This window comes from Anaeromyxobacter sp. PSR-1 (genome assembly GCF_000964525.1).
GTDB lineage: Bacteria > Myxococcota > Myxococcia > Myxococcales > Anaeromyxobacteraceae > Anaeromyxobacter.
Genome location: NZ_BAZG01000147.1, coordinates 1 through 10,945 on the forward strand (window position 1 = coordinate 1; position 10,945 = coordinate 10,945).

The window sequence follows — 10,945 nt, forward strand, 5'->3', positions numbered from 1 at the left end:
CTCGGCAAGGACGCGTTCCTGAAGCTCCTCACCACGCAGCTCCAGCACCAGGATCCGCTGTCGCCCATGGACAGCCAGGCGTTCGTGGCGCAGCTCGCGCAGTTCTCGTCGGTCGAGCAGCTCGGCGCGCTCGGCGACAAGCTCGACACGCTCGCGGTGGCGCAGGCCTCGTCGAACCAGCTCGGCACCGCGGCGCTGGTGGGCAAGGAGGTGCTCTTCCGCGCCGACCGCGTGCGCCTCGACCCCGGCGCGCCCGCCCGCTTCGAGGTCACGCTCCCGGCCGACGCCGGCGAGGCGGTGGCGATCCTCGCCGACGCGAGCGGCCGGGTGGTGCGCACGCTCCCGCTCGGCGCGCGCGAGGCCGGGACGTTCCCGGTGAGCTGGGACGGCCGGGACGCGTCGGGCGAGCCGCTCCCGGCCGGCGACTACCTGCTCACCGTCTCCGCCACGCGCGCCGACGGCACCGAGCTCGACGCGGCCACCAGCCTGCGCGGCACGGTCACCGGCGTCACCTTCGAGAACCAGGCGCCCGAGCTGCTGGTGGGCGGGCGCCACGTGAAGCTCTCCGACGTCCTCCAGCTCGCCGCCCCCGCGGCCTGATCCCCAGCCCCGCCGCACGAAAGGAAGCCCCATGTCTCTCCTCACCGCGCTCTCCTCCGGCACCACCGGCCTCCAGGCCTCCTCGCTCGAGCTCTCGGTGGTCGGCGACAACATCGCCAACGCCAACACCGTCGGCTTCAAGTCCGGCCGCGCCGCCTTCGAGGACGCCCTCTCGCAGACCGTCATCGGCGGCAACGGCCAGATCGGCCTCGGCGCGCGCCTCGGCGGCGTCCAGAAGATCCTGACCCAGGGCGCCCTCGCCTCCACCGGCCTCGCCACCGACCTGGCGCTGCAGGGCAACGGCTTCTTCGTGGTGCGCGGCGCGCACGCCGGCCAGACCGGCACGTTCTACACGCGCGACGGCCAGTTCACGGTGGACGACGACGGCTACCTGGTGAACCTGGAGGGCCTGCGCGTGCAGGGGTTCCCCGCCGATCCCGCCGGCGCGCTGGCCGGCCTGCCCGCCGACCTGCTCGTCGGCACCGCCTCCGCCCAGCCGCGCGCCACCACCCGGCTCACGCTCAAGGCGAACCTCCAGGCCGACGCGGCGGTGCCGACCGCCGCGTGGGATCCGGCCAGCCCGGGCGCGACCTCGAACTTCTCCACCACCATGACGGTGTACGACGCGCTCGGCGGCAGCCACGCGGTGCAGGTCTACTTCCGCAAGACCGGCGACGGCGCCTGGGACTGGCACGCCCTCACCGACGGCGCCGGCGTGGCCGGCGGCACCGCCGGCCAGCTCACCGAGATCGCCGGCGGCACGCTCGCGTTCGGCGACGCGGGCGAGCTCACCGCGATGACGCAGTCCTCGAGCTTCACCCCGGCCGGCCAGGCCGCCCCCCAGCCCCTCGACTTCTCCTTCGGCGATCCCACCGGCGCCGGCGGGACCGGCCTCGCCGGCGTGACCCAGTTCGCGGCCGCCTCCGCCAGCACGTTCATCGGCCAGGACGGCTACGGCTCGGGGCAGCTCGCCTCCGTCCGCGTGGGGCCGGAGGGCGTCATCTCCGGCGTGTTCACCAACGGCCAGACCCGCGTGCTCGGCCAGGTGGCGGTGGCGGGCTTCGCCGCGCCCGACCAGCTCGATCGCGCCGGCGGCAACCTGCTGCAGCAGACGCCGGGCTCGGGCCAGCCGGTGGTGGGCGCGGCCGGCTCGGGCGGGCGCGCGTCCATCGTGGCCGGCTCGCTGGAGCAGTCCAACGTGGACCTGGCAGAGCAGTTCGTGCGGCTCATCGCGGCGCAGCGGGCCTTCCAGGCCAACTCCAAGACCATCACCACCGCCGATCAGCTCCTCTCCGAGCTCATCGCCATGAAGCGCTAAAGGCCGCCGCCCGGCGTGCCGATGGACGATCGGGAGCCGCTCATGATCGTCCTCACGCGCCTCGACGGCAGGCCGCTCGTCGTCAACGCCGACCGGATCCTCACCGCCGAGGCCACCCCCGACACCGTGCTGCTGCTCGACGGCGGCCTGCACCTCATGGTGCGCGAGCCGCCGGACGAGGTGGTCGAGCGGGTGATCGCGTTCCGCCGCCGGATCGCCGCGGGCCCGGCGCGGCCCGGCGCGCTCGTCGCGCTCCCCCGCCCCGCGCCCGAGGAGTGAGCCATGGACGTCACCACCATCGCCGGGATCGTCGTCGCCGTGGGCCTCATCCTGCTGGGCCAGGCGCTGGAGGGTGGGCACGTCGGCTCGCTCCTCCAGGCCACCGCGGCGCTGATCGTATTCGGCGGGACCTTCGGCGCGGTGCTGGTGGCGTTCCCGCGCCGCGACGTGGGCAGGGCGCTCTCGCAGCTCAAGCTCGTGTTCACCGAGCGCAAGGTGGACCTGGGCGCGCTCTCGCGCGAGCTGGTGGACTACGCCGGCGTGGCGCGCCGCGACGGCGTGCTCGCGCTCGAGGGGAAGCTCCCCGGGATCCCGGACCCGTTCCTGCGCCGCGCGCTCCAGCTCGTGGTGGACGGCGTGGACGCCTCGGTGACCCGCTCCACCCTGGAGGCCGCGGTGGACGCGGACTTCGAGGAGCGCGCGGTCGGGGCGAAGGTCTGGGAGGCGGCCGGCGGGTTCGCCCCCACCGTCGGGATCCTCGGCGCCGTGCTCGGCCTCATCCACGTGATGGAGAACCTGTCGGATCCGTCCAAGCTCGGCGGCGGCATCGCCGTCGCCTTCGTGGCGACCGTCTACGGCGTGGGGAGCGCGAACGTCCTGTTCCTCCCGTTCGCGAACAAGATGAAGCGCAAGCTGGCCGCGGAGCGCGACCGCAAGACGCTCGTCACCGAGGGCGTGCTCGCCATCCAGGAGGGCATCAACCCGCGCGTCCTGGAGGAGAAGCTGCGCGCCTACAGCGGGGAGCCGCCGGCCGCGCGCGAGGCGGAGCCCCGCCGCAAGGCCGCCTAGGCGGCGCGAGGACCCATGGCCCGCCGACGCCGCGAGGAGGAGCACGAGAACCACGAGCGCTGGCTCGTGTCCTACGCCGACTTCATGACCCTGCTGTTCGCGTTCTTCGTGGTCATGTACGCGGTGTCGCGCGTGGACAACAAGCGCGTGGTCCAGGCGGCGGAGTCCATCCGCTGGGCCATGCACTTCTCCGGCACCGGCGGGACCGGGGCGCTGCCGCTGTTCGACGGGCCGCCCAGCGAGGGCGGCGGGCCGGCCCTCGAGGCCGGCACCAGCATGCGGCAGGAGCACCGCGGCATCGAGCTGCTGCGCAAGCGGATCGAGCGGCGCGTGCGGCCGTTCGTGATGGAGCGCCGGCCGGTGCCGGTGGTCTCGGTGCTGGTGGAGGGGCGCCGGCTCACCGTCCGGCTCGCCGCCACCGAGTTCTTCGACCCGGGCCAGGCCGCGCTCCGGCCGCAGGCGCTGGCCCTGCTCGACGCGATCGCGGAGGAGCTCGTGCCGCTCGGCCGCCCGCTGCGGGTGGAGGGCCACACCGACGAGACGCCGGTGGGCGGCGGCGGGCGGTGGATCAGCAACTGGGAGCTCTCCGCGGCGCGCGCCGCCACGGTGGTCGGCTACCTGGAGCAGGCGCACGCGGCGCGGCCCGCCGGGCTCTCCGCGGTGGGCCTCGGCTCGGCGCACCCGCTCTCCGGCGACGCGACGCCCGAGGCGCACGAGCGGAACCGGCGCGTCGAGCTGGTGCTGGAGCTGGAGCCGAAGGACGAGCTGCTCGGGGCCGCGGCGCAGGAGGAGTAGCCGCGGCGCGCGGCTCAGCGGCACAGCCGCAAGAGCTCCGGCGGGATGGCCGGCAGCGGGAGCACGCGGTCCGCCGCGCCCAGCCGGATGGCCTCGCGCGGCATGCCGAACACGACCGAGGTGGCCTCGTCCTGCGCGATCGTGTCGGCGCCCATGCGCTTCAGCTCGGCCAGGCCGCGCGCCCCGTCGTCGCCCATCCCGGTCATGATGACGCCCACCGCGTTCCGGCCCGCGTAGCGCGCCGCGGATCGGAACAGCACGTCCACCGAGGGGCGGTGGCGGGACACCAGCGGGCCGTCCCGCACCTCCACGTGGTAGCGGGCGCCGCTGCGCCGGAGCAGCGTGTGCCGGTTCCCGGGCGCGATCAGCGCCCGCCCCGGCACCACCGCGTCCCCGTCGGCGGCCTCCTTCACCGCGATCGCGCAGAGCCCGTCGAGGCGGCGCGCGAAGGCGGCGGTGAAGACCTCCGGCATGTGCTGCACGATCACCAGCCCGGGCGCGTCCCCCGGGAGCGCGGCGAGCAGCTCGCGCAGCGCCTCGGTCCCGCCGGTGGAGGCGCCCACCACCACCACCCGCTCGGTGGTCCGCAGCACCGCGTCCGGGCGCGGGCGGGCCAGCACGGCGTCGGCGGTGAGCTTCGGCTGCACCAGCGGCGCGCCGGCCCGCGGCCGGCCGAGCCGGGCCCGCGCGGCCGCCTTGACCGCGTCGCAGAGGCGCACCCGCGACTCCTCCAGGAACCGCCGCGTGCCGACGCGCGGCTTCGCCACCACGTCCACCGCCCCGCACTCCAGCGCGCGCAGGGCCGGCTCGGCGCCGGCCGTCGCCAGGCTGGAGCAGATCACCACCGGGATCGGGTGCTGCGCCATCAGCCTGCGCAGGAAGGTCAGCCCGTCCATGCGCGGCATCTCGATGTCGAGCGTGATGACGTCGGGCGCCTGCCGGCGCATCCGCTCCACCGCGGCGTACGGGTCGCCGGCGGCGCCGATCACCTCGATCCCGGCGTCGGAGGCGAGCACCGCCGTGAGCGTCTCGCGCACCAGCGCCGAGTCGTCCACCACCAGCACGCGCACGCGCCGCGCGGGGCGCTCCGGCCCGGGCGGCATGCGCTAGCCGCCCTCCCGCCGGCGGTAGACGGTCGGCGCCACCGCATCGAACGGCACCTCCAGCCCGGCGATGCTCTCCGCGTGTCCCAGGAAGAGGAAGCCGCCCGGGGAGAGGACGCGCGCGAACTGGAGGAGGACGCGCTCCTGCACCGAGCGCTCGAAGTAGATGAACACGTTGCGGCAGAAGATCACGTCCATCCGGTCGCGGAGCCGGTAGTCGGGGTCCAGCAGGTTGAGCTGCTCGAGCGCGACGAGCTCGCGCACCCGCTGGCACACCCGGACGACCTGCGGATCGCGGACGCTGCGCAGCAGGTATCGCCGCCGCAGCGCGAGCGGCACGGGCCTGACCTGCGCCTCGGTGTACTCGGCGCCGCGCGCGCGCTCGAGCACGCGGGTGGAGAGATCGGTGGCGAGGATCCCGAAGCGCAGCCCGGCCGCCTGCCGCCCGGCCTCGAGCAGCACCATCGCCAGCGTGTACGGCTCCTCGCCGGTGGAACAGCCGGCGCTCCACAGCCGGAGCGGCCGCCGCGTCCCCGCGCCGCGCTCCGCGGCGAGCGCCGGCAGCACGTCGCGGGCCAGGAGCTCGAAGTGGTGCGGCTCGCGGAAGAAGTCCGTCTTGTTGGTGGTCACGTGATCCACCATCCGGACCACCTCGTCGCCTGCCGCGCCGCCCAGCACGTGCTCGCAGTACTCGCCGAAGCCGGCGAGCCCCAGCTCGCGGACGCGGCGCCCCAGCCGCGACTCCAGCAGCGTCCGCTTCGAGGGGGGCATGCGGATGCCGCAGCGCCCCTCGATGAACGCGCTCAGGCGCGCGAAGTCGCGCGGCGAGAGCGCGGGCGGCCCGCCGAGCCGGCTCGCCGCCGGACCGGTCGGGCCGCCGTCCGCCGCGTGCCGATCAGCCCGCGAGCCCTGCATCGCCCACCCGCTCCGCCCCGGCGCCGTCCGGCGCCGCGCCCCGAGGGACGCCCGCGCCCAGCGGCTCCGTCAGGGCGCGCAGCCCGTCCTCCGCGAGCACCCGCTCGATGTCGAGGATCACGAGGAACTGGTCCTCGCGCCGGCCCATGCCGCGGATGAAGGCGGTGTCCACCCGCGCGCCCATCCGCGGCGGCGGCGCGATGGCGGCCGGATCGAGCTCGATCACCTCCTGGACCGAGTCGGCCAGGGCGCCGAGCACGAGGGGCTCGCCGTCGGCCGTGACCTCGGTGATGACGACGCAGGTGTCGATGGTCCGCTCCGTGGGGGAGAGGCCGAGCTTCAGGCGCAGGTCCACCACCGGGACGATGTCGCCCCGGAGGTTGATCATGCCGCGCAGGAAGTCGGGGGTGCGCGGCACCTTGTTCACCCCGGTGAACTCGAGCACCTCGCGCACCCGCTCGATCTCGACGGCGTAGTGCTCGCCGTCGAGCGTGAAGGTCAGGTACTGCTGGCTTCGGGTCGAGGCCGACGCGTCCATGGCGTTCTCCGGTCGCGCGGGGCGCTCAGTAAGCCTGGTAGCCCGGCTCCGGCTCCGGGGCCTCGGCGAGCTCGATGCGGACGCCGGCCTCGGACGGCGCGGCGGGCCGGGCCGGCTTCGGCACCGGCTTCGGCACCGGCGCGGGCCGCGCCGGGGCGTTCGGAACCTTCGAGGCCTTCGGGGCGCGCAGGGCCGGCCGGGCGGCCGGTCGCGCCGGCGCCACCGCGCGCACCGCGCCACGCCCGGCGCCGTCCGCAAGGCGGAAGAACGCGATCAGCTCCTGCAGCTTCACCGCCTGGGCGGTCAGCTCCTCCGCGGTGGAGCTCATCTCCTCGGCGCCGGCCGCGTTCTGCTGGATCACCTGGTCGAGCTGCTGGATGGCCTTGGAGATCTGGGCGGCGCCGGTGTCCTGCTCGCGGCTCGCGGCGCTGATCTCCTGCACCAGCTCGGAGGTCTTCTGCGCCTCGGGCCGGATGCGCCCGAGCAGCTCCCCCGCCTTCTCCGCCACCGACACGCTGCTCGCGGAGAGCTCGCTGATCTCCCCGGCCGCCTTCTGGCTGCGTTCGGCGAGCTTGCGCACCTCGGAGGCGACCACCGCGAAGCCCTTGCCGTGCTCGCCCGCGCGCGCCGCCTCGATGGCGGCGTTCAGCGCGAGCAGGTTCGTCTGCCGGGCGATCTCGCCGATGATCGAGACCTTGCCCGCGATCTGCTTCATGGCCTCCACCGTGCGGGCCACCGCCTCGCCGCCCTCGGCCGCGACGCCGGCCGCCTTCGTCGCGAGCTGCTCGGTCTGCGAGGCGTTGTCCGCGTTCTGCCGGATGTTCGAGCCCATCTCCTCCATCGACGCGGAGATCTCCTCGATGGACGAGGCCTGCTCGGTGGCGCCCTGGCTGGTCTGCTCGGACGCGGCGCTGAGCTGCTCCGAGCCGGCTGCCACGCCGTCCGCGGCCACCTTCACGCCCTGCACGACCTCGGTGAGCCGGTGGACCATCTCGGAGAGCGCGCGGAGCAGCTCGTCCTTGTCCGAGCGCGCCTCGAGCCGGACCTGCAGGTTGCCGCCCGCGACCTCCTGCGCCGCCCGGGTGATGCCGCCGAGCGCGTGGTTCATCGCCGCGAACGCGCGGGCGAGGACGCCCACCTCGTCCTTGCGATCCTCGCGGAGCTGGACGTCCAGATCGCCGATCGCCATCCGCTCCGCCGCGGTGACCATCGCCCCGATGGGCCGGCTGATGGTGCGCGCGACGAGGATCCCGAGGCCCACCGCGAGCAGCATGGCCGCCAGGGCGATCACCAGCATCAGCCGGTTGGCCCGCTCGGCCAGCGCGTCGTTCGCCTCGCTGGTCTGGCGCGCGACCTCGTCGTTCGAGTCCAGCATCGCCTGGAGCGCCGCGCGCTCGGCCTCGAACGCGGTCGCCAGCTCCCCGCGCAGCACCGCCTGCGCGCGCTGGTCCTCGCCCGCCCGGATGTGCGCCGCCACCCGGTCGCGGGCGGCCGAGTACGCGCGGTGCAGCCCCTCCAGCTCCGCGAACGCCTTGCGGTCCGCGTCGGTGGAGAACGTCTCCGGGTAGCGCTTCATGCGGTCCTGGAAGCGCGCCTCGTACGCCTCGAGCTTCGCGAGCGGCGCCTCGCGCGCCGAGCGGTTGCTCTCGCCCAGCGCGTCCTGGAGCTCGGACTTCTGGCCGCGGTAGCTCGCGACCATCTCCGCGAGGTACTTCAGGGACAGGGTGCACTTGTGGTAAAGGAAGCTGTCGGCCGCGTTCAGGGTGTTGAGCTGCCTGTACCCCACCCCGCCCACCACCCCCGCCATCAGCGCGACCAGGGTGAACCCGACGAGCAGCTTCGCGGTGATCCCGAGGTTCTCGTACCAGCGCATACGGTCTCCGTTGCGTCGCGCGCGAGGGCGAGCGGCGCGTCTGCGCCGGCCCCGCCGAGGGGCCGGCGTCCTGCGGTCGACTTCGCCTCACGCAGCGCGGGCCGCGTGCTCCTTCAACAGCGCCGCGACGTCCAGGATGGGCGCGACGCTCCCGTCGCCGAGGATGGTGGCGCCGGAGAGCCCCTTCACGTTGCGGAACATCTGCCCCATCGACTTGATGACGGCCTGGAGCTGGCCGGCCACCTGGTCCACCGCCAGGCCGCAGCGCCCGGCCTCGGTCCGCACGATCGCGATCTGCTCGTGCTCCGGCCGCGCGCCGCGCACCTCGAACACCTCCCGGAGGCGCAGGTACGGGACGAGCTCGCCCCGCACCGGCGCGAGGTGCGCCCCGCGCGCGGCCTCCACCTCCGCGGCGGTGAGCCCGACGCACTCCTCCACCGCCGCGAGCGGCAGCACGTAGCTGCCCCCGCCCACCTCCACCAGCAGCCCCTCGATGATCGCGAGCGTGAGCGGCAGCTCGATGCGCAGCGCCGTGCCGGCCCCCGGCGCGCTCTCCAGGGCCACGGCCCCGCGCAGCGCCTCGACCGACCGCTTCACCACGTCCATGCCGACGCCGCGCCCGGAGACGCTGGTGACCGTCCGCGCGGTGGAGAACCCGGGCTGGAACACGAGGTTGAGCAGGTCCGCCTCGCCGACGCGCGCACCGGGCTGCAGCAGGCCCCGGGCCTCGGCCCGGGCGCGCACCGCCGCCGGGTCGATGCCGGCGCCGTCGTCGCGGACCTCGACGACCACGCTGCCGCCCGCCTGGCGGGCCGAGAGCGAGATGGTCCCGCGCGGCGGCTTGCCGGCGGCGCGCCGGGCCTCGGGAGTCTCGATGCCGTGATCGCAGGCGTTCCGGATCACGTGCACGAGCGGGTCCCCGAGCCGCTCGATGACGGTCTTGTCGAGCTCCGTCTCGGCGCCCTCCGTCACCAGCTCGATCTCCTTCCCGAGGTCGGCCGCGAGGTCGCGCGCCACCCGCCGCAGGCGCCCGAACGCCGTACCGATGGGCACCATGCGGAGGTCGAGCGCGGTGTCGCGCAGGTCGGCGGTGAGCCGCTCCAGCCCCTCGGACACCGCGGCCAGCTCCGCGTCCTCCGCCTGCGCGGCGAGCCGCGCCAGCCGGGACTGCGCGGTCACCAGCTCGCCCACCAGGTCCACCAGGTGGTCGAGCTTGGCCGCTGCGACCCGCACGCTGGAGGCCGCCTCGGGCGACCGGGCCGGGCCGCCGGTGGAGCGCGCGACCTCCCCGGCCCCGGCCGCCAGGGCCGGGCTGGGGGCGGCAGGGGCGGCAGGCGCGGCCTCCGCGTCGGGGAGCGCCTGGACGCGCAGCGTGCAGCGGTCCTCGACGAAGGCGAACACGTCGCGGATGGCGTCCTCGCCGCGGTCGGTGGTGAGCGTCACCTCCCAGGCCAGGTGGCACCGCTCCGGCGCGAGCTCCTCGAGGGGCGGGATCCCGTCGGTCCGCGCCACCACCACGCATGGGCCGAGCGTCGACAGCTCGTCCAGCAGCCCCAGCGGATTGGTGCCGTTCTCGAACAGGTCCGGGCTGGGCTCGAAGGCGATGCGCCAGGTGCGCGGCCCGAGCGCCGCTGCCGCGTCCCCGCCCGCGCCGCATCCGGCGTCCGCCAGCTCGCCGACGGCCGGCGCCCGCGCCCCGCCCTGCGCGTCCGGCGCGAGGGCCCGGTAGGCCGCCACGAGCCGATCGCGCTCGCGCCCGTCCGCGCCGCCTTCGCCGTCCAGCATGCCGCGGACCAGGTCCTTGCCGGCGAGCGCGAGCCCGATCAGCTCGCGGGTGACGGCGAGCCGTCCGCCGCGGACGTGCTCGAACACGGTCTCCAGCTCGTGGGTGAACGCCGCCACCTCGTCGAAGCCGAACATCGCGCCCGAGCCCTTGATCGTGTGCAGCGCGCGGAAGGCGCGCGACACGAGCTCGGCGTCGTCCGGCGCCTGCTCCAGCTCGAGCAGGGTGGCCTCCAGCTCCGCCACCCGCTCGCCCGCCTCCTCGCGGTAGCTCGCCGCCAGCTGCTCCAGGGAGCGCATCGTGTCCTCCTCAGGCGCCCAGCAGGCGCGCGGCCACGGCGAGGAGCTGCTCGGGGGTGAACGGCTTCACGATCCAGCCGGTGGCGCCGGCGGCCTTCCCCTCCAGCTTGCGCGCCTGCTCCGACTCGGTGGTCACCATCACCACCGGCGTGAGCCGGTGCGCGGGGTCGGTGCGCACCGCGCGGATGAGCCCGACGCCGTCGAGGTTGGGCATGTTGAGGTCCGTGAGCACGAGATGCACCGGGCGCGCCGCCAGCTTCGCGAGCGCGTCCTGCCCGTCGACCGCCTCCAGCACCTCGTACCCCGCCCCGGTGAGCACGACCCGCTCGGCGAGCCGGACGCTCGCGGAGTCGTCCACGACGAGCACGCACCTAGCCATCTCGATCCTCCACGTCCAGCCAGCTTCCCTCGAGCGCGCGACCGAGCCCGGACCGCGCCACCGCGGCCGCGAGCGCCTCGCTGCGCGCGTCGAGCCCAAACCGCACGCCGCGCGCGGCGGCGCTGCGCGCGGCGGCGCACAGCACCTGCAGCCCCGCCGCATCGGCCGACGCGACCGCCCCGGCGCCCAGCGCGAGATCCTCCCCGCGCTCGAGCGCCTCGAGCAGCAGCGCCCGGAGCGCCTCCGCCCGCGCGATCGTCAGGTCCTCCGGCAG

Annotated in this window: 12 protein-coding genes; 5 read left to right on the top strand and 7 right to left on the bottom strand. The window is 75.3% G+C overall.

Features of this window, described 5'->3' with window-relative positions; all coding sequences use genetic code 11:
• From PSR1_RS17510 to PSR1_RS17530, 5 genes are all read left to right on the top strand, one after another.
• On the top strand, positions 1 to 600 hold a 600-nt coding region (locus tag PSR1_RS17510), incomplete at its 5' end, for a flagellar hook assembly protein FlgD (RefSeq protein WP_059438738.1).
• A 31-nt stretch (positions 601 to 631) separates the two neighbouring features.
• Entirely contained in the window at positions 632 to 1,918 is a 1,287-nt protein-coding gene (locus tag PSR1_RS17515) for a flagellar hook protein FlgE (protein ID WP_059438739.1), read from the top strand.
• Between the two features lie 42 nt (positions 1,919 to 1,960).
• A complete protein-coding gene (locus PSR1_RS17520) occupies positions 1,961 to 2,197 on the top strand; it encodes a flagellar FlbD family protein (RefSeq protein ID WP_059438749.1) in 237 nt (78 codons plus the stop codon).
• Between the two features lie 3 nt (positions 2,198 to 2,200).
• A complete protein-coding gene (locus PSR1_RS17525; protein ID WP_059438740.1) occupies positions 2,201 to 2,986 on the top strand; it encodes a flagellar motor protein in 786 nt (261 codons plus the stop codon).
• Positions 2,987 to 3,001: 15 nt separating this feature from the next.
• Positions 3,002 to 3,781, top strand: coding sequence for a flagellar motor protein MotB (locus tag PSR1_RS17530; RefSeq protein ID WP_059438741.1), 780 nt, complete (start codon positions 3,002 to 3,004; stop codon positions 3,779 to 3,781).
• Between the two features lie 14 nt (positions 3,782 to 3,795).
• Here the strand turns inward: PSR1_RS17530 and PSR1_RS17535 are convergent, their stop codons facing one another.
• The 7 genes from PSR1_RS17535 to PSR1_RS17565 form a co-directional block, all read right to left on the bottom strand.
• Complete coding sequence (locus PSR1_RS17535; protein ID WP_059438742.1) at positions 3,796 to 4,884, bottom strand: chemotaxis response regulator protein-glutamate methylesterase; 1,089 nt, start codon at positions 4,882 to 4,884, stop codon at positions 3,796 to 3,798.
• 3 nt (positions 4,885 to 4,887) lie between these two features.
• On the bottom strand, positions 4,888 to 5,799 hold the full coding sequence (locus PSR1_RS17540; protein WP_059438743.1) for a protein-glutamate O-methyltransferase CheR: 912 nt from the start codon (positions 5,797 to 5,799) through the stop codon (positions 4,888 to 4,890).
• Positions 5,780 to 6,337 (bottom strand): chemotaxis protein CheW, encoded by a 558-nt coding sequence (locus tag PSR1_RS17545; protein ID WP_059438744.1) that lies wholly within the window; start codon positions 6,335 to 6,337, stop codon positions 5,780 to 5,782. Before PSR1_RS17545 ends, PSR1_RS17540 begins: the two co-directional genes overlap by 20 nt.
• Positions 6,338 to 6,362: 25 nt before the next feature.
• Entirely contained in the window at positions 6,363 to 8,210 is a 1,848-nt protein-coding gene (locus tag PSR1_RS17550; RefSeq protein ID WP_059438745.1) for a methyl-accepting chemotaxis protein, read from the bottom strand.
• 87 nt (positions 8,211 to 8,297) lie between these two features.
• A complete protein-coding gene (locus PSR1_RS17555) occupies positions 8,298 to 10,292 on the bottom strand; it encodes a chemotaxis protein CheA (RefSeq protein ID WP_059438746.1) in 1,995 nt (664 codons plus the stop codon).
• A 10-nt stretch (positions 10,293 to 10,302) separates the two neighbouring features.
• The gene (locus PSR1_RS17560) at positions 10,303 to 10,671 is read right to left on the bottom strand and encodes a response regulator (protein WP_059438747.1); all 369 of its coding nucleotides are present in this window, start codon (positions 10,669 to 10,671) and stop codon (positions 10,303 to 10,305) included.
• The coding region (locus tag PSR1_RS17565) for an STAS domain-containing protein (RefSeq protein ID WP_237758109.1) at positions 10,664 to 10,945 on the bottom strand (282 nt) is incomplete at its 5' end. The genes PSR1_RS17560 and PSR1_RS17565, both read right to left, overlap by 8 nt.

Excerpts from the sequence above, each read along its gene's own strand:
- PSR1_RS17515 (WP_059438739.1), top strand. The coding sequence starts at position 632 with ATGTCTCTCCTCACCGCGCTCTCCTCCGGCACCACCGGCCTCCAGGCC.
- PSR1_RS17535 (WP_059438742.1), bottom strand. The coding sequence starts at position 4,884 with ATGCCGCCCGGGCCGGAGCGCCCCGCGCGGCGCGTGCGCGTGCTGGTG.
- PSR1_RS17560 (WP_059438747.1), bottom strand. The coding sequence starts at position 10,671 with ATGGCTAGGTGCGTGCTCGTCGTGGACGACTCCGCGAGCGTCCGGCTC.
- PSR1_RS17545 (WP_059438744.1), bottom strand. The coding sequence starts at position 6,337 with ATGGACGCGTCGGCCTCGACCCGAAGCCAGCAGTACCTGACCTTCACG.
- PSR1_RS17520 (WP_059438749.1), top strand. The coding sequence starts at position 1,961 with ATGATCGTCCTCACGCGCCTCGACGGCAGGCCGCTCGTCGTCAACGCC.
- PSR1_RS17525 (WP_059438740.1), top strand. The coding sequence starts at position 2,201 with ATGGACGTCACCACCATCGCCGGGATCGTCGTCGCCGTGGGCCTCATC.
- PSR1_RS17530 (WP_059438741.1), top strand. The coding sequence starts at position 3,002 with ATGGCCCGCCGACGCCGCGAGGAGGAGCACGAGAACCACGAGCGCTGG.
- PSR1_RS17540 (WP_059438743.1), bottom strand. The coding sequence starts at position 5,799 with ATGCAGGGCTCGCGGGCTGATCGGCACGCGGCGGACGGCGGCCCGACC.
- PSR1_RS17555 (WP_059438746.1), bottom strand. The coding sequence starts at position 10,292 with ATGCGCTCCCTGGAGCAGCTGGCGGCGAGCTACCGCGAGGAGGCGGGC.
- PSR1_RS17550 (WP_059438745.1), bottom strand. The coding sequence starts at position 8,210 with ATGCGCTGGTACGAGAACCTCGGGATCACCGCGAAGCTGCTCGTCGGG.